The organism is Pseudomonas fluorescens, assembly GCF_030344995.1.
GTDB lineage: Bacteria > Pseudomonadota > Gammaproteobacteria > Pseudomonadales > Pseudomonadaceae > Aquipseudomonas > Aquipseudomonas fluorescens_BF.
Genome location: NZ_CP128260.1, coordinates 2,708,665 through 2,733,213 on the forward strand (window position 1 = coordinate 2,708,665; position 24,549 = coordinate 2,733,213).

The 24,549-nt window shown below is 59.4% G+C and carries 28 protein-coding genes and 1 pseudogene; 13 read left to right on the top strand and 16 right to left on the bottom strand.

Going from position 1 to position 24,549, the window contains the following annotated elements; genetic code table 11:
• Nucleotides 1–22: 22 nt before the first annotated feature.
• The 3 genes from paoC to paoA are packed head-to-tail and all read right to left on the bottom strand — an operon-like array spanning nucleotide 23 to nucleotide 3,812.
• Nucleotides 23–2,221 (bottom strand): aldehyde oxidoreductase molybdenum-binding subunit PaoC, encoded by a 2,199-nt coding sequence (gene paoC / locus QR290_RS12280; RefSeq protein ID WP_289205024.1) that lies wholly within the window; start codon nucleotides 2,219–2,221, stop codon nucleotides 23–25.
• Nucleotides 2,218–3,174: an FAD binding domain-containing protein gene (locus QR290_RS12285; protein WP_289205025.1), complete on the bottom strand. Its 957-nt coding sequence runs from the start codon at nucleotides 3,172–3,174 to the stop codon at nucleotides 2,218–2,220. Before QR290_RS12285 ends, paoC begins: the two co-directional genes overlap by 4 nt.
• On the bottom strand, nucleotides 3,171–3,812 hold the full coding sequence (gene paoA / locus QR290_RS12290; protein WP_289205026.1) for an aldehyde dehydrogenase iron-sulfur subunit PaoA: 642 nt from the start codon (nucleotides 3,810–3,812) through the stop codon (nucleotides 3,171–3,173). The genes QR290_RS12285 and paoA overlap by 4 nt, the downstream gene beginning before the upstream one ends.
• 315 nt (nucleotides 3,813–4,127) lie before the next feature.
• Between paoA and QR290_RS12295 the strand changes: the two genes are divergently transcribed.
• A complete protein-coding gene (locus QR290_RS12295; RefSeq protein WP_064382340.1) occupies nucleotides 4,128–4,334 on the top strand; it encodes a hypothetical protein in 207 nt (68 codons plus the stop codon).
• A gap of 43 nt (nucleotides 4,335–4,377) precedes the next feature.
• Here QR290_RS12295 and QR290_RS12300 read toward each other — a convergent pair whose 3' ends face one another.
• Entirely contained in the window at nucleotides 4,378–4,650 is a 273-nt protein-coding gene (locus tag QR290_RS12300) for a hypothetical protein (protein ID WP_115077356.1), read from the bottom strand.
• A gap of 223 nt (nucleotides 4,651–4,873) precedes the next feature.
• On the opposite strand from QR290_RS12300, the gene QR290_RS12305 reads away from it, so the two are divergent.
• Nucleotides 4,874–5,953, top strand: coding sequence for a hypothetical protein (locus QR290_RS12305; RefSeq protein WP_289205027.1), 1,080 nt, complete (start codon nucleotides 4,874–4,876; stop codon nucleotides 5,951–5,953).
• Nucleotides 5,954–5,955: 2 nt separating this feature from the next.
• Nucleotides 5,956–6,309: a DUF1428 domain-containing protein gene (locus QR290_RS12310; protein ID WP_115077358.1), complete on the top strand. Its 354-nt coding sequence runs from the start codon at nucleotides 5,956–5,958 to the stop codon at nucleotides 6,307–6,309.
• Nucleotides 6,310–6,324: 15 nt separating this feature from the next.
• Here QR290_RS12310 and QR290_RS12315 read toward each other — a convergent pair whose 3' ends face one another.
• Nucleotides 6,325–6,519: a hypothetical protein gene (locus QR290_RS12315; protein ID WP_007957125.1), complete on the bottom strand. Its 195-nt coding sequence runs from the start codon at nucleotides 6,517–6,519 to the stop codon at nucleotides 6,325–6,327.
• 107 nt (nucleotides 6,520–6,626) lie between these two features.
• On the opposite strand from QR290_RS12315, the gene thpR reads away from it, so the two are divergent.
• Nucleotides 6,627–7,166 (top strand): RNA 2',3'-cyclic phosphodiesterase, encoded by a 540-nt coding sequence (thpR, locus tag QR290_RS12320; RefSeq protein WP_085667821.1) that lies wholly within the window; start codon nucleotides 6,627–6,629, stop codon nucleotides 7,164–7,166.
• 122 nt (nucleotides 7,167–7,288) lie between these two features.
• Here the strand turns inward: thpR and QR290_RS12325 are convergent, their stop codons facing one another.
• From QR290_RS12325 to QR290_RS12345, 5 genes are all read right to left on the bottom strand, one after another.
• Nucleotides 7,289–8,386, bottom strand: a complete 1,098-nt coding sequence (locus QR290_RS12325) for a polyamine ABC transporter substrate-binding protein (RefSeq protein ID WP_289205028.1) — start codon at nucleotides 8,384–8,386, stop codon at nucleotides 7,289–7,291.
• 69 nt (nucleotides 8,387–8,455) lie between these two features.
• Nucleotides 8,456–9,340: an ABC transporter permease subunit gene (locus QR290_RS12330; protein ID WP_085708655.1), complete on the bottom strand. Its 885-nt coding sequence runs from the start codon at nucleotides 9,338–9,340 to the stop codon at nucleotides 8,456–8,458.
• Nucleotides 9,337–10,218, bottom strand: a complete 882-nt coding sequence (locus QR290_RS12335; RefSeq protein ID WP_371321054.1) for an ABC transporter permease subunit — start codon at nucleotides 10,216–10,218, stop codon at nucleotides 9,337–9,339. Before QR290_RS12335 ends, QR290_RS12330 begins: the two co-directional genes overlap by 4 nt.
• Nucleotides 10,219–10,247: 29 nt before the next feature.
• Nucleotides 10,248–11,390, bottom strand: a complete 1,143-nt coding sequence (gene potA, locus QR290_RS12340) for a polyamine ABC transporter ATP-binding protein (protein ID WP_007957110.1) — start codon at nucleotides 11,388–11,390, stop codon at nucleotides 10,248–10,250.
• 219 nt (nucleotides 11,391–11,609) lie between these two features.
• Nucleotides 11,610–12,371, bottom strand: a complete 762-nt coding sequence (locus tag QR290_RS12345; RefSeq protein ID WP_115077362.1) for a gamma-glutamyl-gamma-aminobutyrate hydrolase family protein — start codon at nucleotides 12,369–12,371, stop codon at nucleotides 11,610–11,612.
• Nucleotides 12,372–12,653: 282 nt separating this feature from the next.
• Between QR290_RS12345 and QR290_RS12350 the strand changes: the two genes are divergently transcribed.
• The 4 genes from QR290_RS12350 (at nucleotide 12,654) to QR290_RS12365 (ending at nucleotide 18,006) form a co-directional block, all read left to right on the top strand.
• Nucleotides 12,654–14,030, top strand: a complete 1,377-nt coding sequence (locus QR290_RS12350; RefSeq protein ID WP_011333558.1) for a glutamine synthetase family protein — start codon at nucleotides 12,654–12,656, stop codon at nucleotides 14,028–14,030.
• Between the two features lie 254 nt (nucleotides 14,031–14,284).
• Nucleotides 14,285–15,775 carry an aldehyde dehydrogenase gene (locus tag QR290_RS12355; RefSeq protein WP_289205029.1) on the top strand — a complete coding sequence of 497 codons (1,491 nt, stop codon included), beginning with the start codon at nucleotides 14,285–14,287 and terminating at the stop codon, nucleotides 15,773–15,775.
• Nucleotides 15,776–15,827: 52 nt separating this feature from the next.
• On the top strand, nucleotides 15,828–17,111 hold the full coding sequence (locus QR290_RS12360) for an NAD(P)/FAD-dependent oxidoreductase (protein ID WP_289205030.1): 1,284 nt from the start codon (nucleotides 15,828–15,830) through the stop codon (nucleotides 17,109–17,111).
• A 346-nt stretch (nucleotides 17,112–17,457) separates the two neighbouring features.
• Complete coding sequence (locus QR290_RS12365) at nucleotides 17,458–18,006, top strand: cupin domain-containing protein (RefSeq protein WP_007957093.1); 549 nt, start codon at nucleotides 17,458–17,460, stop codon at nucleotides 18,004–18,006.
• Nucleotides 18,007–18,130: 124 nt separating this feature from the next.
• Here QR290_RS12365 and QR290_RS12370 read toward each other — a convergent pair whose 3' ends face one another.
• Nucleotides 18,131–18,490 carry a hypothetical protein gene (locus QR290_RS12370; RefSeq protein WP_115077364.1) on the bottom strand — a complete coding sequence of 120 codons (360 nt, stop codon included), beginning with the start codon at nucleotides 18,488–18,490 and terminating at the stop codon, nucleotides 18,131–18,133.
• Between the two features lie 185 nt (nucleotides 18,491–18,675).
• Nucleotides 18,676–18,960, bottom strand: coding sequence for a fructose-bisphosphate aldolase (locus QR290_RS12375; RefSeq protein ID WP_289205288.1), 285 nt, complete (start codon nucleotides 18,958–18,960; stop codon nucleotides 18,676–18,678).
• Nucleotides 18,961–18,969: 9 nt separating this feature from the next.
• Here QR290_RS12375 and QR290_RS12380 point away from each other — a divergent pair.
• Nucleotides 18,970–19,335 (top strand): annotated as a pseudogene (locus tag QR290_RS12380) (hypothetical protein); the annotation flags it as partial.
• Nucleotides 19,336–19,397: 62 nt separating this feature from the next.
• Nucleotides 19,398–19,811, top strand: a complete 414-nt coding sequence (locus QR290_RS12385; RefSeq protein WP_289205031.1) for a hypothetical protein — start codon at nucleotides 19,398–19,400, stop codon at nucleotides 19,809–19,811.
• A 65-nt stretch (nucleotides 19,812–19,876) separates the two neighbouring features.
• Here QR290_RS12385 and QR290_RS12390 read toward each other — a convergent pair whose 3' ends face one another.
• The 4 genes from QR290_RS12390 to QR290_RS12405 form a co-directional block, all read right to left on the bottom strand.
• Nucleotides 19,877–20,308, bottom strand: coding sequence for a hypothetical protein (locus QR290_RS12390; RefSeq protein ID WP_289205032.1), 432 nt, complete (start codon nucleotides 20,306–20,308; stop codon nucleotides 19,877–19,879).
• A 125-nt stretch (nucleotides 20,309–20,433) separates the two neighbouring features.
• Nucleotides 20,434–21,054 carry a hypothetical protein gene (locus QR290_RS12395; RefSeq protein WP_289205033.1) on the bottom strand — a complete coding sequence of 207 codons (621 nt, stop codon included), beginning with the start codon at nucleotides 21,052–21,054 and terminating at the stop codon, nucleotides 20,434–20,436.
• 7 nt (nucleotides 21,055–21,061) lie between these two features.
• A complete protein-coding gene (locus QR290_RS12400; RefSeq protein ID WP_240321685.1) occupies nucleotides 21,062–21,955 on the bottom strand; it encodes a glycine zipper family protein in 894 nt (297 codons plus the stop codon).
• On the bottom strand, nucleotides 21,952–22,482 hold the full coding sequence (locus tag QR290_RS12405) for a PAAR domain-containing protein (protein WP_080770648.1): 531 nt from the start codon (nucleotides 22,480–22,482) through the stop codon (nucleotides 21,952–21,954). The genes QR290_RS12400 and QR290_RS12405 overlap by 4 nt, the downstream gene beginning before the upstream one ends.
• 168 nt (nucleotides 22,483–22,650) lie before the next feature.
• On the opposite strand from QR290_RS12405, the gene QR290_RS12410 reads away from it, so the two are divergent.
• The 3 genes from QR290_RS12410 to QR290_RS12420 are packed head-to-tail and all read left to right on the top strand — an operon-like array spanning nucleotide 22,651 to nucleotide 24,537.
• The gene (locus QR290_RS12410) at nucleotides 22,651–23,040 is read left to right on the top strand and encodes a hypothetical protein (protein WP_115077370.1); all 390 of its coding nucleotides are present in this window, start codon (nucleotides 22,651–22,653) and stop codon (nucleotides 23,038–23,040) included.
• Between the two features lie 15 nt (nucleotides 23,041–23,055).
• A complete protein-coding gene (locus tag QR290_RS12415; protein ID WP_289205034.1) occupies nucleotides 23,056–23,478 on the top strand; it encodes an HD domain-containing protein in 423 nt (140 codons plus the stop codon).
• Nucleotides 23,479–23,517: 39 nt separating this feature from the next.
• Nucleotides 23,518–24,537, top strand: a complete 1,020-nt coding sequence (locus tag QR290_RS12420; protein WP_289205035.1) for an AbrB family transcriptional regulator — start codon at nucleotides 23,518–23,520, stop codon at nucleotides 24,535–24,537.
• The last annotated feature ends 12 nt before the right edge of the window (nucleotides 24,538–24,549 follow it).

Genomic DNA, 24,549 nt, shown 5'->3' on the forward strand with positions numbered 1-24,549 from the left:
CCATGCTAGTGCGCGAGAGGATTCAGATCATCGGCGGCAACGCATCCAGAATCTTGTCCAGGGTAATCGGATACTCCCGCACCCGTGCGCCCGTGGCGTTGTAGATCGCATTCGCCACCGCCGCACTCACACCGCAAATCCCCAGCTCACCGACCCCCTTGGCTTTCATCGGCGATGAAATCGGGTCGGTTTCATCGAGGAATATCACCTCCTGATGCGGAATGTCGGCGTGCACCGGCACCTCGTAGCCCGCCAGGTCATGATTGACGAAAAAGCCCTGGCGCTTGTCCACCGCGAGTTCTTCCATCAATGCCGCGCCGACGCCCATGGTCATCGCGCCGATCACCTGACTGCGGGCCGATTTCGGATTGAGAATCCGCCCGGCGGCGCAGACGGCGAGCATGCGTCGCACTCGGACTTCGCCGGTGGCCGCATCGACGGCGACTTCGACGAAGTGCGCGCCGAAGGTCGATTGCTGGTACTGCTTGGCGAGGTCGGCGAATTCGATGCTGTCCTCGACTTCGATTGCGGCGTGTTGCGCGGCCTCACGTAACGGCACGTTTTTGCTGCCCAGTCGCACGTGGCCGTCGGCAAACTGCGCTTCACCCGCGCTCATGCCGAGTTTTGCCGCGACCGCTTCGCGCAGTTTCATGCACGCCGCGTAGACCCCGGCGGTCGAGCAATTGGCGCCGAACTGGCCGCCGGAGCCAGACGACACCGGAAAATTCGAATCGCCCAAATGCACGACCACATTGTCGAGACCGACGCCCATCACTTCGGCGGCAGTCTGGGCAATGATCGTGTAGCTGCCGGTGCCGATGTCCGTCATGTCGGTTTCCACGGTGATCTTGCCGTCGCGCTCGAGCCGCACCCGCGCACCGGACTTCACCAGCAGGTTGTTGCGAATCGCCGCCGCGACGCCCATGCCGATCAGCCAGCGACCTTCGCGACGATTGCCGGGCGTTGCATTGCGTTTATCCCAGCCAAAGCGTTCGGCGCCGGTTTGCAGGCATTCGATCAGCCGCCGCTGGGAGAACGGCCGCTCGGTTTTCACCGGATCGACCTGCGTGTCGTTAAGGATGCGGAACTGGATCGGATCGAGTTTGAGCTGTTCCGCCATCTCGTCCATGGCGATCTCCAGCGCCATCAGCCCCGGCGTTTCACCGGGCGCGCGCATGGCGTTGCCCTCCGGAAGATCCAGCGGCGTCAGACGCATGCTCACCAGGCGATTTTCTGCGGCGTAGAGCAACTGGCTCGGCTGGGCCGCGACTTCGACCTTGCCGTCTTCAAGATTGCCCGACCAGCCTTCATGGGCGATGGCGATGAGTTTGCCGTCCGCCGTCGCGCCCATGCGAATCCGCTGGACGGTAGCGGGGCGGTGGGTGGTGTTATTGGCGATCTGCGGACGGGCGAGGGCGACCTTCACTGGCCGGTTCGCCAGACGTGCGCCGAGGGCGGCGAGGATCGAGTCGGCACGAATGAATAGCTTGCCGCCGAAACCGCCGCCAATGTACGGCGAGATCAACCGCACATTTTCCTTGGGCAGGCCGAGGGTGGTGGCGATGTCGCCGACGCTCCAGGCGATCATCTGGTTGGAAGTCCAGAGCGTCACCTGATCGCCTTTCCAGGCAGCGAGTGTCGCGTGGGGCTCCATCATGGCGTGGGACTGATCCGGCGTGGTGTAGGTCTGGTCGAATTGCACGGGCGCGGCGGCGAAGGCGCTGGCGAAATCGCCGTGGGTGACGTCCGGCAGTTCTTCTTTCGGTTCCACACCCTGATCGCGCACGCTGGCCAGATCAAACTGACCTTTGTCGGCCGCATATTCGACGTTGACCAATTGCGCGGCGGCCCGTGCCTGTTCGAACGTTTCGGCGACCACCAGCGCCACGGCCTGGTGATAGTGCTGCACTTGCGGTCCGGCCAGCAGGTGCGCGGCGTTGTATTTGCCTTTGCCGAGCTTGCCGGCGTTGGCGGCGGTGACGATGGTCAGCACCCCCGGCGCGGCGCGGGCGGCATCCAGATCGATACGGGTGATGCGCCCTTTGGCGATGGCCGAACCGACCATCACGCCATAGGCCTGATTCTTCACGGCTTCATGTTGCTCATAGGCGTAAGGCGCCTGGCCGCTGGTCTTCAACGGGCCTTCGATGCGGTCGGTGGGTTTGCCGATGACGTTCAGCTGATCAATCGGGTTGGTCGTGGCGGGCGTGTCGAATTTCATGCTTCGTCCCTCGCTTGGGCCAGCACCGAGGCAATCGTGCGCTCGACCAGCGTCACTTTGAACTGGTTGTCAGCGGTGGGCGTGGCGCCGTCGAGCAGGCGCTCGCTGACGGCTTTCGCGCCTTGCGGCAACAGGGCTTCCGCCGCTTCGACCCGCCAGGGTTTCGGCGCGATGCCGCCGACGGCGATGCGACCGCTGCCATCCTTCTGCAGGATCAGGCCGACGGAAACCAGGGCGAAGGCGTACGACGAGCGGTCGCGCACCTTGTGATAGACATGGGTGCCGCCCACTGGCGCGGGCAGGGTGACAGCGGTAATCAGTTCGCCGGGCGTCAGACTGGTTTCGACATTCGGGGTGGTGCCGGGCAATTGATGGAAGTCCGCCATGGCGATGCGCCGGGTGCTGCCATCGGCCTTGAGCGTTTCGATCTGGGCATCCAGCGCACGCATCGCAATCGCCATGTCACTCGGATGGGTCGCAATGCAGGCGTCGCTGACACCGATGATGCCGAGCTGTCGACTGACACCGCCAATTGCCGCGCATCCACTGCCGGGTTTGCGTTTATTGCAGGCCTGATTGGTGTCGTAGAAATACGGACAGCGCGTGCGTTGGAGCAGATTGCCGGCGGTGGTCGCCATGTTGCGCAACTGGCCCGAAGCGCCTGCGAGCAAGGCGCGAGTGAGCAGCGCGTAGTCTTTCCGGACGCGACTGTCGGCGGCCAGATCGGTGTTGCGCACCAGTGCGCCGATGCGCAAGCCGCCGTCGTCGGTCGCTTCGATCCGGTCGAGGCCCAGGTGATTGACGTCAATCAGCTGCTGGGGCGTTTCGATGTCGAGTTTCATCAAGTCCAGCAGGTTGGTGCCGCCGGCGATGAAACGCGCGCCTTCGATTTGCGCGGCTTGGGCAGCGGCAGCGGCAGGAGAGTCGGCGCGGCTGTAGTTGAACGCTCTCATGCTGGCACCTCCGCGACTTCGCTGATGGCTTCGATGATGTTCGAGTAGGCGCCGCAGCGGCAGATGTTGCCGCTCATGCGTTCCTGCAATTCTCTGGCGATCAGTTGCGGCGGTTCGGTGAGGCTGGCGCTGGCGTGGCTGGGGATGCCGTCGCGGATTTCCTGCAGTACCGCCACTGCCGAACAGATCTGCCCCGGCGTGCAGTAGCCGCACTGGTAACCGTCATGCTTGATGAACGCCGCCTGCATCGGATGCAGGTGGTCCGGCATGCCGAGGCCTTCGATGGTGGTGACTTTGGCGCCGTCCTGCATCACTGCCAGGGTCAGGCACGAATTGATTCGCCGGCCGTCGACGATCACCGTGCAGGCGCCGCACTGACCGTGGTCGCAGCCCTTTTTGCTGCCGGTCAGGTGCAGGTGTTCGCGCAGCGCATCGAGCAGGGTGGTGCGGGTATCAATCTCCAGTGTCTGTGGCTTGCCGTTGACATCAATTGTCACGTTGGCCATAGCCGGTTGCTCCAGAGTGGCCGCGTAGGCCTTGAGGCTGATGAAGGGCGGCATCGCGAACGCAGTCGCGGTCACGGCCCCGAGAATCAGGAAACGGCGTCGGGAAATCGCCAACGGCGGATGGTCGTTCATGGCTGGGCTTCCTCTGATCAGGTCGGCAGGTAGCAAATGACCCGCTCGGGCACGCCGGCGTCGTCGCCAGTCTTGGTCTGTTCTAGGAGTGACCGCAGGGAGGAGGAAAAGGTTTTGTCGGATTTCGCCCTGTCGTCGCGCCGGTCAGAGCCATCAATGGGCCACCGTTTGGACGGGCCGGGCGCGGCGAGCAGGGCGATGAACGGTCGTTGATGGCCAGTGAATCTAAGCTGGTTTCCCCGGTCGTATCTGCGCCAGCGCGCACCCGCGCTGACTGTTTCCGTCGTCAAGACCTTGGTTTTAGGGAAAATCTGAATGATGCGTGCAACAAGCCTGCTGCTGACTGTTTCCGCCGCCGTATTGCTGGGCGGCTGTGTGGCGGATTTCGATGATGACCATCGTCATGGCCGGCATTACGACCGCGATCATGGCCGTTACTACGATCATGACCGGCGCTGGGACGATCGCGACGACGACCGCCGCGACGGGCGTCGTTATCACCGCGACCGGGATGATGACTGATTGAAACGAAGAGGGCGTTCCCCGACGGGAACGCCCTCTGGCATTAAAAATGAGCGCTCGCCCGGACGCCGGATCGCGCAGGCACGGAGGCCTCGATGTCCAGCAAATGGGTGGCGAGAATGTCGCTCAGAAAACGGAACTGATCGTTGAGGCCGACCACTTCATTGCTGAAATGATTGCTGGCGGCGGGCATCAACAGATCTTCGAAGGCTTCGTCGAACACCAGCGCCTGAGTCTTGCGCGACACGACGTGCTGATCGTAGTAGTTGCTGCCGAAGACCGGGAAACTCACGGCGAGGGTGACGGTACTGATCATGATGTGAACTCCTCGTGCTGTGTGTTTCGGATGGGTTAATCGTGCCTTCGGCGAGCGGTCGGCGGAAGGCAATCGTCGCAATGGTGAATATCGACGCCATTGATGGTTGGACTGGTACAGTCCGGACCAGCGGATAAACGGCGCACCGCACGCACCTATACTCATTTCATCTCCCCCGGATTCTTCAGGTCTTGCGACCGCAGAACAGATAAGGACCGCCACCGTGAACCTGCGCGCGCTGCTCGTCGCCGCACTGGTGTTGCTGGCCGGCTGCGCCACCACGGCGCGGGCCCCGGTAAGCGCGCCGGCGGTGGTGGTCTCGCCGGCCACCTGGCAGCAGATCGACCGGGAAATCGTCAGCGCCTCGAAGCAGGCCACCGAGCAGGTCAAGCTGTTCGCCCGTGGCTCGATGGAACATTGGCGCATTCGGGTCTATGAGCAAACTGAAGAAAATTTCATCCCGTGGTTCAGCAGTTACTGGACCCAGGAATGGCTGTCGATGAAGGTCAGTTGGTACACGATCAGTGCCAGCGGCGAGCAGGATGCTTCGGCCAAGCGTCTGGCGGCCTATCTGCTGGAGCAATATCAGGAACGGGTGCTGGCGCCGGTGGCGGTGGAGATCGACCCGGACGCGATCCTCGGCCAGTCCACCGCGTTCTACGCGCAGCTGATGGCGCAGCAGATGCCGGTCATCGCCCAGCGCCACGGCGTGCCCATCGCCCAGCTCAACGGGCGGTTGCAGAAAATCCCCGCCATCGCCCTTGGCCCGCCGCCGGCCCGCGATGCCTCGCTGTATCAGGTTGTCAGCACTGAACCGTTGAACACGCTGCCGGCCTACGCCGCGCTGATCGACAAGATCCACACCGACGGCGGCTCGAAAGGCGTGGCCTCGACCGATACCGCAATGGCGCCGGTGGCCAAGCGCGCGAGCCAGCGCATGGAGGCGGAAATGGCCCCGCGCGGCGCTGCCAGCGCGGTGGCGGCAGCGGCAGGCAAACTGGCCGGGGCGCTGATTTCAGTCGGGGTGGCGGGCGTTCGCGCGATCATTCAGGCCAACGACCGCCCTGACAGCGAAGCTCTGATACGCAGCAGTCTGGGCAACACGTTCGACAAGGCTTGGGTGAAACTGGTGCAGAACCCGACCACTGGCGTGATGGCCGGCACGCTGCACATTGCGGCCCAGGTCGAGGGCAATCTCGGCGGACGGGACGAACCGTCGGTCGGGTTGGGCGTCAACCGTGTCGAATGGCGACCGCCCGAGTCGACTACTCAGCAGATCGAACCCACCCTGCAAGGAGAGTGATCATGGCTTACATCGATGTTTTCGTGGCACCCGTGCCGAATGCCAATCGCGAACAGTACAAAAAACACTGCGAAATCGCCGCTAAGTTGTTCAAGGAATACGGCGCTCTGGAGGTGATTCAGGGCTGGGGCGATGACGTGCCGGACGGCAAGGTCACCTCATTCCCGATGGCGGTGAAACTCAAGGAAGGCGAAACCGTATCGGCGGGCTGGCTGGTCTGGCCGGACAAGGCCACCCGCGATGCCGGCATGGCAAAAATGATGGAAGACCCCCGCATGCAACCGGACGTCAATCCGATGCCGTTTGATGGGCAGCGGATGATTTACGGGGGCTTCAAGGACATTCTCGAGCCTTGATGCCGCGTTGCCGGATCACTCTGCCGATGGGGTGATCCGGCAGCCTTTGCGGTTGCGAATCTGCTCATCCGTCGGCCGCTCGCGGACGAACTCGAAACGTGGCTCTCCTTCGCTGTAATGCACCAGCCAGCCCCATTCCAGTTCGCTCTCATCCTGTCCGGGATTCGGCGGTCGGGCCCACCAGGGTTCTTTGCTGAGGATCTCGCGCATGACGTCCTCCGGTTGATGGCAATCGTTGAACTATAAACCCCATGCCGGGAGTCGCCAGAAACGGACGTGTAGAATCCAGGGTTCTCGACGAACGAAGGAGCGTGGCCATGACGGACGAAACACGCGGGGATCAACCGTTCAAGCGGCTGTTCTTCGCCCTGGACTGCCCGCCGGCGCAGCGCAAGGCGATTGCCCAGTGGCGCAGCGAACTGGGTTTGCGCACCGGCAAACCGGTGCCGGCCGACAACTTTCACCTGACGCTGCTGTTTCTCGGTGCGGTGCCGTTGGCGCAGATTGGCGAAGTCTGCGAGGCGGCGGCGAAGGTGCGCACGCCGGGTGAGGCGCTGAGGATTTCGCTGGATCGGTTGCAGGTCTGGCGGCGCGCCGGGGTGTTGTCGCTGGCGCCGGAGCAGGCGCCGCAAGGATTGCTGCGGCTGGTGTATGCGCTGGAGCAAGCGATGTTGCCGTTCGGGTTTGAAGAGGCGACGCGCGAGTATCGTCCGCACCTGACACTGGCCCGGGACTATCGCGCGCCGGAACCGGAATCTGCCACGCCGCCGGAATTCTTCCTGCGGGCTGAACGCTTTGCGCTGTTCGAATCCCACAAGGGTCGTTACCGCTCGCTGGCCGACTGGCCACTGATCTGAGCCCACAAAAAAAGGCGCCCGAGGGCGCCTGAATTCACCTGAACCGAGGAAAGCCAGGTGAGGCCGTTCAGAGCAGGGGGCAGCGGTGGTAAGGCGCTGCATGAACGGAAATCGATGTGTGTTTATTTGCCGAGTTTCACGCGAGTCCAGCCCCGGGTCATGATCCGCTGCGTGGCAATCGGTTGATCCGGCACCGCATACAGCGTGGCCATCACCGCTTGCGACGGGTACGAACCCGGATCGTTGCGGATCGCTTCGTCCACCAGCGGCGTCGCGGCTTCGTTGGCGTTGCTGTAGCCGATGCTGTTGGTGACCTCGGCGATGATGTCCGGGCGCATCAGGAAGTTCATGAACAGGTAGGCGTTCTCGACGTTGGCGGCATCGCGAGGGATGGCGACCATGTCGTAGAAGCTGCCGGCACCTTCCTTGGGAATGCTGTAGTCGATCTCGACCTTGTTGCCCGATTCGACAGCGCGAGCCTTGGCCTGTAACACGTCACCCGAATAGCCGACCGCTACGCAGATGTTGCCGTTGGCCAGGTCCGAGATGTACTTGGACGAATGGAAATACGCCACCGACGGCCGGATCTTCATGAACAGCGCTTCGGCTTCGGCGATGTGCTTCACGTCCTTGTCGTTCACCGGATAACCCAGGTAGTGCAGGGCGGCCGGGAGCATTTCGGTCGGCGAGTCGAGGAAGCTGATACCGCAAGCCTTCAGCTTCTCGGCGTTCTCCGGTTTGAACAGCAGGTCCCAGGAATTGGTCGGCGCATTATTGCCGAGCACTTCCTTGACCTTGTCCGGGTTGAAGCCGATGCCGATCGAGCCCCACATGTACGGGAACGCGTGGGCGTTGTCCGGATCACTGGCGGAGGCGTTTTTCAGCAGCACCGGGTTGAGGTTTTTCCAGTTTGGCAGCTTCGATTTGTCCAGGGTCTGATAGACCCCGGCCTTGATCTGCTTGGCCAGGAAACTGTTGGACGGCACCACGATGTCGTAGCCGGATTTACCCGCAAGCAGACGTGCTTCGAGGGTTTCATTGCTGTCGAACACATCGTAGGTCACGCGGATGTCGGTCTCGTCCTCGAACTTCTTGACGGTGTCCGGGGCGATGTAATCCGACCAGTTGTAAACGCGCAGCACCTTGTCGTTGGCCTGGGCGCCCGTGGCGATTGCGCCCAATAAGGACAGTGTCAGCAGAGTCCTGCCAAACATTTTCATCGGTGAAACTCCATTCTTTTTATTCAAAAGCTTTTAAGCAAAAGCGCAAAGCCGTAAAACGCGACGGCCCTAGGCCGTCGCTGCTACTCGTTGAGGTTGCGGTTGCTGCCACGATTCGTTGGCGGTCTGATCCATCGCTTCCTGAATCGCACGCTTGCGGTTGGCTTCTGCCTTGCGGCCGAAGTACCAGACCAGGAAGGTCACCAGCGACACCGCCAGCAGAATCAAACTGGCCACGGCGTTGATCTCGGGTTTCACACCCAGACGCACGGCCGAGAACACTTCCATCGGCAGGGTGGTGGAACCAGGCCCCGATACGAAGCTCGCCAATACCAGGTCATCCAGCGACAGGGCGAACGACATCATGCCGCCCGCTGCCAGCGACGGCGCGATCATCGGGATGGTGATCAGGAAAAACACCTTGAACGGTTTCGCGCCCAGATCCATCGCTGCTTCTTCGATCGACAGGTCCAGCTCACGCAAGCGGGCGGAGACTACCACCGCCACATAAGCGGCACAAAACGTGGTGTGGGCGATCCAGATGGTGACGATGCCACGCTCCTGGGGCCAGCCGATCAGTTGCGCCATCGCCACGAACAGCAGCAACAGCGACAGACCGGTGATCACCTCAGGCATAACCAGCGGAGCGGTGACCAGGCCACCGAACAGCGTACGACCCTTGAAACGTGTCACGCGGGTCAGCACGAACGCGGCGAGTGTGCCCAGCGCCACCGCTGCGACAGCGGTGTAGCAGGCGATTTCCAGCGAACGCACCACCGAGCCCATCAACTGAGTGTTGTCGAGCAAACCGACGTACCACTTCACCGACCAGCCGCCCCAGACCGTCACCAGTTTGGAGGCGTTGAACGAGTAGATCACCAGAATCAGCATCGGCAGATAGATGAACATCAGGCCGAAGATCAGCATGAACTTTGAAAATCCGAAGCGTTTCATCCCCGTCCCTCCATCTCTTTGGCCTGGCTGCGGTTGAACAGCAGAATCGGCACAATCAGGATCAACAGCATCACCACCGCCAGAGCAGATGCCACCGGCCAGTCGCGGTTATTGAAGAACTCTTGCCACAGTACGCGACCGATCATCAGGGTCTCCGGGCCGCCCAGCAGTTCCGGAATCACGAACTCGCCCACCACCGGAATGAACACCAGCATGCAGCCGGCGATGATGCCGTTCTTGGCCAGCGGTACGGTGATTTTCCAGAAGTTGTTGAAGTTGCTCGAGCCCAGATCCTGCGCAGCTTCCAGAAGGCTGCCGTCGTGTTTCACCAGGTTGGCGTAGAGCGGCAGCACCATGAATGGCAGGTACGCATAGACCACGCCGATATACACCGCCGTGTTGGTGTTGAGGATCTCGATCGGGTGATCGGTGAGCCCGGTCCACATCAAAAATGCGTTGAGCAAACCGTTGTTGCTGAGGATGCCCATCCACGCGTAAACGCGGATCAGGATCGCGGTCCAGGTCGGCATCATGATCAACAGCAGCAGGACGTTTTGCGCTTCCTTGCTGGCCTTGGTGATCGCGTAAGCCATCGGGAAACCGATCACCAGGCACATCATTGTGCTCAGCGCCGCGACCTTAAGCGAACCGAGGTACGCCGACAGATACAGCTCGTCTTCGCCGAGCATGGTGTAGTTGCCGATGTTCAGGAACAGCTGAAATTTCTGTTCGGCGTAGGTGTAGATCTCCGAGTACGGCGGGATCGACAGCGCGGCTTCCGAGAAGCTGATCTTCATCACCAGGAAGAACGGCAGCATGAAGAACAGGAACAGCCAGATGAACGGGATGCCGATGACGAACTTTCGCCCGCTGGGCACCAGGCGCAGGAATTGCTGATTGAAGGTTTTCATGAGCGCAGTACCACGCCGCTGTCGTCTTCCCACCAGACGTAGACCTTGTCGTCCCAGGTCGGACGCGCGCCACGGCGTTCGGCGTTGGCCATGAACGACTGGACGATTTTGCCGCTTGGCAACTCGACGTAGAACACCGAGTGCCCGCCGAGGTAGGCGATGTCATGCACCTTGCCTTCGGACCAGTTGTAGCGGGTCTCCGGCTTGATCGTGCTGACGAGCATTTTTTCCGGGCGGATCGCGTAGGTGATCGACTTGTCCTGCACCGAAGTGCTGACGCCATGACCGACGTAGATCTTTTGCTGCAAGTCCGGGCTGTGAATGATCGCGTGACCTTCAAGGTCCTCGACCACGGTGCCGTCGAAGGCGTTCACGTTGCCGATGAATTCGCAGACCATGCGGCTGACCGGTGCTTCATAGATGTCGACCGGGCTGCCGATCTGGGCGATCCAGCCCAGGTGCATGATCGCGATGCGCTCGGCCATGGTCATGGCCTCTTCCTGGTCGTGGGTCACCATCACGCAGGTCACTCCGACGCGCTCGATGATTTCCACCAGTTCCAGCTGCATCTGCGAACGCAGCTTTTTATCCAGCGCGCCCATCGGTTCGTCGAGCAGCAACAGCTTCGGACGCTTGGCCAGGGAGCGGGCGAGGGCCACGCGCTGACGCTGACCGCCGGACAGCTGATGCGGGCGACGTTTGGCGTATTGGGTCATGTGGACGAGGCGCAGCATTTCTTCGACACGGGCGTCGATTTCGCTGGCCGGCAAACGGTCCTGCTTGAGGCCGAAGGCGATGTTCTGCGCAACCGTCATGTGCGGGAACAGGGCGTAAGACTGGAACATCATGTTGATCGGCCGCTCGTACGGCGGCATGTCGGTGATGTCGACACCGTCGAGCAGAATGCGTCCTTCAGTCGGCCGTTCGAAACCGGCGAGCATGCGCAGCAGGGTCGATTTGCCCGAGCCGGAGCCGCCGAGCAGGGCGAAGATTTCGCCCTGATGGATCTCCAGGGACACATCGTCCACCGCAGTGGTTTCGTCGAACTTCTTGGTGACTCGATCGACTTTCACCAGAACCTTTTTCGGTTGCTGATGACCTTCAAGAGCCTTCCTGTAAGTGCTGGAGGCGTTTGCCATGTGAAACTCCCAACAGGTTTCAGTCGCCGGGCCAACGCGGCCTGGCTTAAGAGTGGATTGCAGACCCGCACCGTGCGGGTTGTTCGGCGCCGCCGTCCTGGCTGCCGGGTGGTGCTTTTTGTTTTCGCGGTGTGTTGCTGATCGCGGATGACGGATGCGCAAGCGCGCAGCCGCCGACCTCGCGGGGGCAGTAAATGGTTTTGCAATCGTTGGGTGGCGTCAGCGCTGGCTGCGTCGCGCCGCACGCTGGCGGCAAGCGTCGCCGAACGCCTGGAAAATCCGCAGGTAGTTCGGGTTGTCCAGCACTTGCCATTCGGGGTGCCATTGCACGCCGAGGGCGAAGGTCGGGCTGTGCTCCACCGAGACCGCCTCGATCAGGCCGTCCGGCGCCACCGCTTCGGCGCGCAGGCCGGGAGCGAGGCGGTCGATGCCCTGACTGTGAATCGAGTTGACCTGGAATTCATCCGGCAGCTCCAGCGCTTCGAACACGCCACCGGGCAGTACCGACACGGCATGAGCCGGGGCGTATTGCACGGCGACATCCGGGCTGTCGGCTTCGCGGTGATCGAGCATGCCCGGCAGCTCATGCACCTTCTGGTGCAGGCTGCCGCCGAACGCCACGTTCATTTCCTGGAAACCGCGGCAGATGCCGAGTACCGGAACGCCCGCCGCGATGGCTGCACGCAATAGAGGAAGGGTAGTGGCATCCCGCGCCGGATCGTGATCCGTACCGGGAGCGCTGTCCGGGCCCTGATAGTGGAAAGGTTCCACGTTGGACGGCGAGCCGGTCAGCAACAGACCGTCGAGCTGACCCAGCAGGTCTTCGATTTCAGTCAGTTTGCCAAGGGAAGGAATGACGACGGGCAACCCCAGCGCCGCAACGCTGACAGCGCGAACGTACTTGTCGCCGCTGATGTGATAGGGGTGCAGGCCAATCTGTTTGACGCACGCAGTAACGCCGATCAATGGCTTGAATGCCATTTTTATTCACCTCGAAGTTTGACACTTGAACGAGCTTTTCCGGAGCTTAGCCTCGTTGATTTTAATTAACAACTCCCATGTAAAAAATTCTAAACGCCGCTCATCAAATCTTCATGATTCCCGGGCATCTGGCGCCTGCTTTGGCACGAGAGTGTTAAAAAAAGCCCGAAAAATAAACGCTGAACGGCCAGGTGTTCGCTATTGACTTCACTTTGCCGTTCGGGTTGACTGGCTCCGCGAAACAGCAGTGAACATAATAATTAACAGCTAAATAGGTGCATCATGTCGGTCCCTCTGCGTGCCGTTCAACTCAACGAAGCAAACGCATTCCTTAAGAAACATCCTGAGGTTTTGTACGTCGACCTTCTGATTGCAGACATGAACGGTGTGGTGCGCGGCAAGCGCATCGAGCGCACCAGTCTTCATAAGGTGTACGAAAAAGGCATCAACCTGCCGGCCTCGCTTTTCGCCCTCGACATCAATGGCTCCACGGTGGAAAGCACCGGCCTGGGCCTGGACATCGGCGACGCCGACCGTATCTGCTACCCGATCCCCGGCACCCTGAGCATCGAGCCTTGGCAGAAGCGTCCGACCGCACAACTGCTGATGACCATGCACGAACTGGAAGGCGAGCCGTTCTTCGCCGACCCGCGTGAAGTGTTGGCCAATGTGGTGCGCAAGTTTGATGCGCTGGGCCTGACCATCTGCGCCGCGTTCGAACTCGAGTTCTACCTGATCGACCAGGACAACGTGAACGGTCGTCCGCAATCGCCGCGTTCACCGGTTTCGGGCAAGCGTCCGGTGTCGACTCAGGTCTACCTGATCGACGATCTGGACGAGTACGTCGACTGCCTGCAAGACATCCTCGAAGGCGCGAAAGAGCAGGGCATTCCTGCCGACGCCATCGTCAAGGAAAGCGCCCCGGCGCAGTTCGAAGTCAACCTGCATCACGTGTCCGACCCGATCAAGGCGTGCGACTACGCCGTCCTGCTCAAGCGTCTGGTGAAAAACATCGCCTACGACCACGAGATGGACACCACCTTCATGGCCAAGCCGTATCCGGGCCAGGCGGGCAACGGTCTGCACGTACACATTTCGATTCTGGATAAAGAAGGCAACAACATCTTCGCCAGCGAGGATCCCGAGCAGAACGCCGCGCTACGCCACGCGATCGGCGGTGTGCTGGAGACCCTGCCTGCGCAAATGGCTTTCCTGTGCCCGAACGTCAACTCGTACCGCCGCTTCGGCGCACAGTTCTACGTGCCGAACTCGCCGAGCTGGGGCATCGACAACCGCACCGTGGCCGTCCGCGTGCCGACCGGTTCGCCGGATGCCGTGCGCATCGAACATCGCGTAGCCGGTGCCGACGCCAACCCGTACCTGCTGATGGCTTCCGTGCTGGCCGGTATCCACCACGGTCTGACCAACGAAATCGAACCGGGCGCCCCGGTCGAAGGCAACAGCTACGAGCAGAACGAACAGAGCCTGCCGAACAACCTGCGCGACGCCCTGCGTGAGCTGGACGACAGCGAAGTCATGGCCCGCTACATCGACCCGATGTACATCGACGTGTTCGTCGCGTGCAAGGAAAGCGAGCTGGCCGAGTTCGAGAACTCGATCTCTGACCTTGAGTACAACTGGTATCTGCATACGGTGTGAGTCCCTCAAAAGCCCCTCACCCTAACCCTCTCCCCGAGGGAGAGGGGACTGACCCGGGGATGCTCGGGAAATACGCCGACCTGAACGATTTTTACCGAATCCATATTCGACTCGGTCGTTCACGTCGGTGCATCTCCCGAGACACTTCGGTCGGTCCCCTCTACCTCTGGGAGAGGGCTAGGGTGAGGGCAGCCATCTCAAGCCGAACACACACACCCAGACACCCCCAAATTCCCCCGCGTCGAGCCACCACCATGACAACGACCCGCAACGACTGGGAACAACGCTTCCAGTCCCTGACCCTCGAATCCCGTGCCTTCATCAACGGCGAATACCGCCCGGCCATCAGCGGCGAAACCTTCGAATGCCTGAGCCCCGTCGACGGCCGTTTCCTGGCCTCCGTCGCCAGCACCGATGAAACCGACGCCAACCTGGCCGTCGAAGTCGCGCGCCAATCCTTCAACTCCGGCGTTTGGGCCAACAAAGCCCCGGCCGAGCGCAAGCGCATCCTGATTCGCTTCGCCGACCTGATCCTGCAACACCAGGAAGAACTGGCACTGCTCGAAACCCTCGACATGGGCAAACCGATCAGCGACTCGATGAGTATCGACATCCCGGCGACCGCCAACGCGATCCGCTGGAGCGCCGAAGCGATCGACAAGATTTACGACGAAGTCGCCGCCACCCCGCACGACCAGCTCGGCCTGGTGACTCGCGAGCCATCCGGCGTTGTTGCTGCGATCGTGCCGTGGAACTTCCCGCTGATCATGGCCAGCTGGAAATTCGCCCCGGCCCTGGCGGCAGGTAACTCGTTCATCCTCAAACCTTCGGAAAAATCCCCGCTGACCGCGATCCGCATCGCGCAACTGGCGCTGGATGCGGGTATCCCGAAAGGCGTGTTCAACGTCCTGCCAGGCTTCGGCCACACCGTCGGCAAAGCGCTGGCGCTGCACATGGACGTCGACGTGCTGGCCTTCACCGGCTCCACCGCGATTGCCAAGCAACTGATGATTTATGCAGGCCTTAGCAACATGAAACGCGTCTGGCTCGAAGCAGGGGGCAAGAGCCCGAACGTGGTGTTTGCCGACGCACCGGACTTGCGCGCGGCAGCACAAGCAGCGGCCGGCGCCATTGCGTTCAACCAGGGCGAAGTCTGCACCGCCGGCTCGCGCCTGCTGGTGGAGCGTTCGATCCGCGAGCAATTCATCCCGCTGCTGGTGGAAGCGCTGCAAGCGTGGAAACCGGGTCACGCGCTCGATCCTGCGACCACCGTCGGCGCCGTGGTCGATCAGCGTCAACTGGACAACGTGCTGCGCTACATCAGCATCGGTCGGGAGCAGGGCGCCGAGCTGATCGCCGGCGGCCAGCGCACCCTCGAAGAAACCGGCGGCACCTACATCGAGCCGACGATTTTCGACGGCGTGACCAACGCGATGACCATCGCCAAGGAAGAAATCTTCGGCCCGGTGCTGTCGCTGATCACCTTCGACACCGTCGAGGAAGCGCTGCAGATCGCCAACGACAGCATCTTCGGCCTCGCCGCCGGGGTCTGGACCAGCAACCTGAGCAAGGCCCACACCTTCGCCCGTGGCCTGCGCGCCGGCAGCGTGTGGGTCAACCAGTACGACGGCGGCGACATGACCGCGCCGTTCGGTGGCTTCAAACAGTCGGGCAACGGTCGCGACAAATCGCTGCACGCATTCGACAAGTACACCGAGCTGAAAGCGACCTGGATCAAGCTCTGACTCTTTTACAGCGGTGGTCGCCTGCAACCGGCGACCCTCGGAGAATAAAAAAATGAAACAACAACACGTGAACAGCTACTACGCCGCCACCCGCAACGAAGTGATCGATTTCCCGATCCTCGAAGAGTCGGTGGAGTGCGATGTCTGCATCATCGGCGCCGGCTACACTGGCCTGTCCTCGGCGCTGTTCCTGAGCGAAGCCGGCTACAAGGTGACGGTGCTGGAAGCGGCGAAAGTCGGCTACGGCGCCAGCGGTCGCAATGGCGGCCAATTGGTCAACTCCTACAGCCGCGACGTCGACGTGATCGAAGAGCGCTACGGCGACAAGACCGCCGAAATCCTCGGCAGCATGATCTTCGAAGGCGCCGACATCATCCGTTCGCGCATCAAGGAATACGACATCAAATGCGACTACCGCCCGGGCGGCATTTTCGCAGCGATGAACAACAAGCAGCTCAAGGGCCTCGCCGAACAAAAACGCAGCTGGGAACGTTACGGCAATAAAAACCTGAAGATGCTCGACGCTGCGGACATCCGCCGCGAAGTCGGTTCCGACGCCTACGTCGGCGGCCTGCTGGACATGCAGGGCGGCCACATCCACCCGCTGAACCTGGCCCTCGGTGAAGCCGCCGCCATCGTGCGTCTGGGCGGCAAGATCTACGAGCAATCCGCTGCGGTGGAAATCAAATACGGCGAGCCCAACGTCGTGCGCACCGCCAAAGGCCAGGTCCGCGCCAAGTACCTGCTGATCGCCGGCAACGCCTACCTGCCGCAAGGCCTCGACAACCGCGTGACGGCCAAGAGCATGCCGTGCGGCTCGCAGATCTGCGTCACCGAGCCGCTGACCGAGAAACAGGCCCGAAGCCTGATCACCAACAACTACTGCGTCGAAGACTGCAACTACCTGCTCGACTACTACCGCCTCACCGCCGACAACCGTCTGCTCTACGGCGGTGGTGTGGTCTACGGCGCGCGTGAACCGGACGACATCGAAACCCTGATCCGCCCGAAGATCCTCAAGACCTTCCCGCAGCTCAAGGACGTGAAAATCGACTACCGCTGGACCGGCAACTTCCTGCTGACCATGTCACGCATGCCGCAATTCGGCCGCATCGAGAAAAACGCCTACTACATGCAGGGCTACAGCGGCCACGGCGTCACCTGCTCTCACTTGGCCGGCAAACTGATCTCGGAAATGATCCGCGGCGACGCGCAACGCTTCGACGCCTTCGCCTCCCTGCCACACATGCCGATGATCGGTGGCCGCACCTTCTCGGCCCCGCTGACCGCCCTTGGCGCGGTGTACTACTCGCTGCGCGACCGTTTCGGCATCTGAGTTACCTCCCCGGCGGTGGCCCCCGCACAGGCGCCGCCGGTTTTTTCTGACACCCAAGCTAAAACTGTGGGAGCGGGCTTGCTCGCGAAGAGGCCATATCAGCCAATACTCCTGTCGGCTGACACACCGCTTTCGCGAGCAAGCCCGCTCCCACAGTTACCGCATTACCAAGGCAAGAAGGACTTTTCACCCACCGTCCATCGAACCTGCTGAGCAACACCGACAAACGTGATTTAATAGCCGCCTTTCACGGTTCCGGGACACGGGAGCAACGTGATCCGCGCGACTTGCGCGGCACCCGCCACCCACCCCCATTACCCTTAAGTCGTTCTCACATAAGGCTGTCATGGATACGGGTTCTCGACTCAAACTAGTACGCGAAAGCTACAAACTCTCCCAGCGCGAGCTGGCCCGGCGTAGCGGCGTGACCAATGCCACCATCTCCCTGATCGAACAGAATCGTGTCAGTCCTTCCGTCAGCTCACTGAAAAAGCTGCTCGAAGGCATCCCGATGTCCCTGGCCGACTTCTTCACCTTCGACCAGCCGCCCCGCGAACACCAATACGTCTTCCGCGCCAACGAACAACCCGACCTCGGCCGCCACGGCCTGCGCCTGCTACTCATCGGCGCCTCGGTCCCCAGCCGCCAGATGCGCTTGCTGCGCGAGCAATACGCACCGGGTGCGAGTTCCGGGGAAGAGCCGATTGTTCACTCGGAAGGTGAGGAGTGCGGGTTGGTGACGCGCGGCACCGTGGAGTTGACGGTGGACGGGCAGGTGAGCGTGTTGAGTGCGGGGGACGGGTATTATTTTCCGACGACGCTGCCGCATAAGTTCCGGAATATCGGGGCGGATGAGGCTGAGATTATTAGTGCGAATACGCCGGCTAACTTCTGACGCAGCGATGCGACGTAGTCTTAATTGTTTTCTAATCAAATGAAGCAACCATGCCTTGTATAACAAAGCATGGTTGTTTGGTTTTCAAAGGCGTCAGATCAGCGCTAGTTTAAGTTTGATCGTGCTACTGGCCGTATTGCAACTCTGCCATGGTAGGTGCTTTAGGTCGTGTGTCTGGCTCTCGATAAAATCCGCCCGTTTGGATGCCGTTTAGTTTCGCGGTCCATGTTTGGAAGGATGGGCTACCGTTGACGTGATCCGATGCCCACTCCCACGCTCCGACCGAGGTTGTTACCTTGAGCACGGTCTCGTCCTGACCATCGGAGAAAAAATGATAGCCTCCACTGACTTTTTCCCATTGGTTGGTCTGACTGTTATGGAAATAGCCGCTAAATTTGCCCTTTGACTCATCCTGAGTATCGATCACCAGGCGATAGATGTTTCCGTCGCCGCCATCGTAGTTACCACTGATGTCGTTTGCCATTTTCTTTGCCCTCTGTCAGTCAGTCAGGAGACGCAATGATCCCCAGTTCTTGGAAAGTAGGAGATTGGCTTGGTTGAGGAACCTGTTAGAAGTTACAGTTTTTTATACTGTTTTATTATTGGTTCTGAATTTCGGCGCTTGCCACGCTTTTAGCGCATGGCGAAATTTCGTGCTTTTGTTGATCGCTACGGAACATCCAATTTTCGCTTCTCAATCACCCGAAACAAATCACTCATGTCCTGCACCATGATTCTGGCAATGGTGGTAACAGTGTTTATGTCCTGTTCGGCGTGATCGGAAAGTCGGATGCAGGCCATGAGATCGAGGTATTTGAGGAAAGCGTGTAGGCGTTCACTGACGCAGGCGTGGAGTTCGTGTAGTGGGGCGTCGGCATCGATGAACAGGACGGGATGGTCAGTGGCGGAGTGGGACATTGGGGCGTAGTTACACAGCGGTGACTTACTTGTCATGGGTAAAAATCCTTTGATGACCACGATCAGCGTGCCTATTGCAATGCGAGGGAGAGCGGCAGCAGTTGCGGCAACATCGACAATCACGATTTGCGGGCGGCGTGTAACGCGGAGATGGGCGGCAGTTCCTGCGGCAACATTGACGACCATGACCAGCGCGCCTACTGCAATGCCAAAAAGAGCGGCAGCAGTTGCGGCAACATCGATGATCATGACCTGCGTGCGCGGTGCAACGCGGAGCAGGGAGGCAGTTCCTGCGGCAATATCGATGACCATGACCAGCGTGCCTACTGCAATGCCACGACGGGTGGCAGCAGTTGCGGGAATATCGACAACCATGATTTGCGCGCGCGGTGTGAGGCCATGAAACGCTGATCTGGTTTTGATTGCGTCAGCCAGGGCCAGGCTGTTTCCCGGCAAGCTCAAGGAAGTGTGAGATGAAACTGAATCTTGCAATGCTGTTGATGTTCAGCGGCTACACGTATGCCAATTGCTCCGGTATTCAGGATTCCGATCAGCGCAACTATTGTCAGGCTTTGCAGGAGGGCAGCACGTGCGGGGCCATTCATGATCGTGACCTGAAAGCCTCCTGCGAGGCGCAGAAGGGCAGTACTTGCGGTGGCATCTATGATCATGATTTGCGCAACTATTGTGAAGCCATGAAGGGAAGCACTTGCGGGAGTATCAATAACTCGGATTTGCGCGCTGCGTGTGAGGCTGAAAAAGGCAGTACATGTGCGTCCATCAATGACCACGATCAGCGAGCATTCTGCGAGGCCAAGAAGGGCAGCACTTGCGGGGGGATCAATAATTCGGATCTACGTAATCAGTGTGAGGCCATGAAGCGTTGATTCCACCCTCCATCTAAAAAAGGGACACCCATCGGTGTCCCTTTTTCATGCGCGCTTAGACGCTGCTATTTCGCCTTCCAATGCCCACCCCCGCTCTCGCAATCAATCCGCGCCTGCGCCAGATGCTCCACGTCGTAGTAATAGGTTGTCACTTGCGCGCTGTCCGGAATGTTCAGAGCCTTGGCGTTTTTGTCCTTGCTGGTGGAGTGCGGGTTGGCCAGGGATTCCTGAGTGAGGGTGGCGATACACGAGGCCTGATAGTGGTCGGCGCAGTGTTCGACCTTGGTTTTACTGCTGTTGAGCATGTCCTTGCTTTCGTTGCTGCATGACCAGTCGATGGCGTTGACCGGCATGCCTTCGTATTCGTAGCAGCTGTGCGTCTCGACGGCGGGCACCGACGGGCTGGAGGAGCGGGTCTTGACGTCGCAGCCCTCGGCCATGACGCAGGTGGGGATGACGCTGAAAGTGGCGATCAGGAGCAACAGTCGGATGTTCATCGCGGAACTCTCCCATAGCCCCGTGTTTGATCGTGAGCGGGGCGCTTACGGTTTCGAGGTTGGCTCGTCTCGGAAGGTTCCATCAACCATTCCGGTGAGAGTAGGCGAAGATGCTCCTGTTCAACTCACTCGGGGTCGTACATTAACTCTAACCTTTCGATCCATTCATCAGTTGCGCGAAACCTCGAATAATAAGATTGCTTTTCAACGTCACTCAATTGAGTGAAAAAACTGAAAAAGTAGTTGTTGTCGTAATATTCTTGAGCACCTTGCATGCTGCCTCCCCACCAAGAAGGCTCGTAGCCCTCAAAAGCAAACCATGGCGGAGGAACCGCGAATTTTTTGCGATTAAGCATCGTTAGAAAGTCAAGGCTGTTAGTTATTAAACGAATCGTGACAGAGTTGAATTCTCTAGAAGATGCGAAGAATATCAGTCGGTCTCCGCTTAATGCGCTTTCGTATTCAAATACCGGAAGATCATTGAAGGTTCTTTCATTATTTTTTCTGAAGTGAGATTCAACGAGTGATTCGAATTCAAATAAATCTTTAGGTTCGATAAGGAACTGCGAAAAAAAAGCGCAGATATCAGCGCTTTCCAATGAGGTAGTGGGAGGCTGAACGGGTAGGTTGGTATGAGCTAAAGGCCGAGAGAATAAGCTTTTAAGCTCCTGCTTGCTGTACCCGGCAATTTGCTCTTGTCTAGGTTCTGGCTTCAGCAGTGCCATTATTTTTTTGATAAAGCTCATGCTGCTCTCACTCTTGCATATATTCAGTTAGCCAAGTAGCACCTAAATAACCGGCAGTGCCAAATATGATGCCCCCGACTGCACCGCTGACAACTGCGCCAGGGCCTGTTTCGATTCCCACTGCTGCTCCGACCACCACGCCAATCCTGGCGCCAGCTATCGCCGCACCCCAGCCACCAGCCTGTTTGACAACCTCAACGGATATAGGCTTGATGCTGTTTTGTTTAATTGACTCTTCAGTCGCGACCTTCAGATCGTATGCAGTGAATGCAATCCCGAACACCCGCACCACTCTCGCGCCTTTTATAAAGGCATTTGTAATTTTGTGGGATGTAGGCGTGAAAATCGCCTTCGCTGGGACCTTATCTGCTTGAACCAATACTTCTTTGTCGATGTTCTTTACCCAATCAGCAATTTCATCGATTTTTGCTACGTTTTTTGGTGCGTGTTTTTTGTAGTCTTCGAGTGCTTTTAGAATTTCATCAGTTGATACTAGCTTTGCGCCTGCTGCTTTAGCCTTTTCAATATCAATGTAGACAGTTTTCCCTTCGAATCTTGGTGAGCCATTTGGGAATTCAGAGCTCGTGGAAATATAGCCTGAGGGGTACTTTCGACTGCTGTAGACATGTTGGGCAACTGTGGCGCCAGAATCCGGTGCAACAGAACGCATTCCGTATTTTTCCGGCCAGATTTCGTTTTTGATCTGAAGTTCTGAAAGATTTTTTGCGATCAGATGAGGGTTGTCGGGCGAAGAGTAAATTTTCCTGACTAGAAATCCATCCTTGCCGATTTCATCTACAACAACAAATAAATGAATGTTGGCCGGCATCAAATAGCCGGGTACGTTGCTAACGGAGTTTGCCTGCTTGTTTGTAGGCACTTTGCAAGAGAACTCCGTCATACGTCCTCCCATTTTTCAAGCGCGGCTACACCGGTTGTAACTTCAAGAGTTTCTTGCTTGCTAGTTGCGATGCGAGGTGTGTGTCCAGATTCATCAGAGAAGCCTGTATAAACTCTGCCTGCTTCGTCTTTGATGTGGTACGGCACATTGGCGAGGGGTTGGCCGTCACTCCCGACGATGCAAAACTTTTCGTCAAATTTCATGGCCCAGAGAGGCATGGCTGACGGGGGGACGAATTCTGCGGGTGTGTGCGAATTTCCGATGATTACAGTTGAAGAGCCAGCGATTACCTTATTGCCGTGGCCTCCGACACTTCCCACAGTTGCGGCAGGCAAGCCGTTGATGAGCACGGTGGAAGCGACGTCTCCCACGATGGGGCTGCCACAAGCGCTCTTATCGTTCTGGCGGGCTGCAGGTAACCCATCAAAAAAAACGTCGGGTGAGCCGGCGGCTATTGGATTTACTCCATGCCCAGGTAGCGGGCAGGAGGTTGGATCAGTAACTCGGGCAGCGGGTTTTCCTGACATGGTGAACATCCTTGTAAATATGCTGTTTTGGAAATGTTACACAAAAGAGGGTGGTTTGAACCATTTCACATGTCTCCCCACATCTCATCACCAAAGGTTCCCCCCATCAGCACCACGTCGTAGACTGCGAAACAAGTTGAAACGCCTCTCCCACGGACGGAACCGCGCATGATTCACATCGGCAGCCGCAACAACGCCCCTACGCCGCAGCACAAAACCCAAGACATCTACATCTTCAGCATCGACCTGTCCCGCCCGGCGACCCCGTTCTGCCTTGAGCAATCGATTGGCGGCGGGCATGTCGAGCAGGGCGGTGCGCGGTGGTTGGCGCTGGATGAGCTGGATGGCTGGCCCGGTGAATGGCGTGAGCATTTGAAGAAGGCCGGATGCACCTGGGTGGTCGAGTTGCTGGATGCTCATCCGAGGGAGAGTCAGGCTGATCTCGTCTCGTTGATTCTCCAGCGATACGCCGAGCCGGTGCAGCCAACCGGGCGTTTGCAGGCGATTGGGCGCTGGTTCAAGCGCTATTTCTACATCAGTGGCCGGTACGGCGCCTAATCCGAGGAAACGCAAATGATCCAGACTCTGGAACGCGCCATCGCGATTGCCGCCACGGCCCACGCGGGGCAGGTGGACAAGGGCGGTGCGCCGTACATTTTGCATCCGCTGAAAGTCATGTTGCGCATGAGCAGCCTGGAAGAACGCATCGTCGCGGTGCTGCACGATGTGGTCGAGGACTGCGGCATCAGCCTGGAGGATTTGCGCAAGGAAGGCTTCAGCGAAGCCGTTTTGTCCGCCATCGAATCGGTGACCAAAGTGCCTGGCGAATCCTACGAGGACTTCGTCGAGCGCGCGGCGCAGAACCCGATCGGGCGGGTGGTGAAACTGGCGGATCTGGAAGAGAACAGCGACCTGTCGCGGATTGCCTCGCCGAGTTGGGAGGATCTGGAGCGGATCGAAAAATACCGGCGTGCGATTGGACGGTTGCGCGCCTGACCTAACTGAAAAGCACATTGAATAGCCAGGAAGGCGACCATGAAATCCATTCTGTGTTTGTTGATTGCTACCGGCTTCGGCGCGCTGTTGCAGTTCGAAGGCGTGCCCCACGGTTTGCTGTTGGGCTCTATTCTCGTGACGGCACTCGTCGTCACCAAATTCAAATTCGCGCCAGCGACGCCCTATGGCCTGGGCTACATCCAGGTCACGTTGGGCATTGCCACCGGGTTGATGTTCGAAGCGTGGGACAGTGCGACTGTCTCGACGATGTTGCCGAGCCTCGGCGTCTTGCTGCTGTGTCTGGCAGTGCAAGTGGCGCTGGCCGCGTGGTGGCTGTCGCGTGGGGCAGGGTGGAATCGCACGGATGCTTTTCTGGCCGTATATCCGGGCGCGCTGGCAGCGGTGTTTGATTTGCTGGAATCGCATCAGGCGTCGAGCAAGGTGATCATCGTGCACTTGATGCGGCTGCTGCTGATCACGGTGCTGGTGAGTTTGCTGATTCCCGGAACGGCACCGGTTGCCGTGACCGAAGTTGGTCCCTTGTCGACGGGCATGGCGTTGACTGTGTTCTCGCTGATCATTTTGAGCGTGCTGGTCGGGCGCTTGCTGCTGGCCGCCGGCGTGCCGGCGCCGTTCATGTTGACGGCAATCATCATCACCGCCGTGTTCGTGAAATCAGGATGGCTGCAGGGCTTTCACATGCCGGACTGGAGTTTGAATCTGGCGGCGCTGATTCTGGGTGTGCGAATCGGCTCACGATTCCAGGGGCTCGGCCTCACGGAGCTGGGACGACACGGGCGCACGGCGTTGGTGTCGGTCGGTTTGATGATTCTGGTCGCAGCGGTTTTTGCATTGGCAGCGGCGCGGTTGCTGGGCAGCGATGCGTTGTCGCTGTGGCTCGCGTACATGCCGGGGGCGATTGAAACCATCGCAATCGTGGCGTTCGCCGGCGGGCTGAATGTGGTGTTTATCCTGACTCACCATCTGGCGAGGATGGTGGTGCTGCACTTTGCGCCGGCCTTGTTGGTGCAGGCGCGGCGCGTGCGGGAAGACGCTTGATAAATCGACATG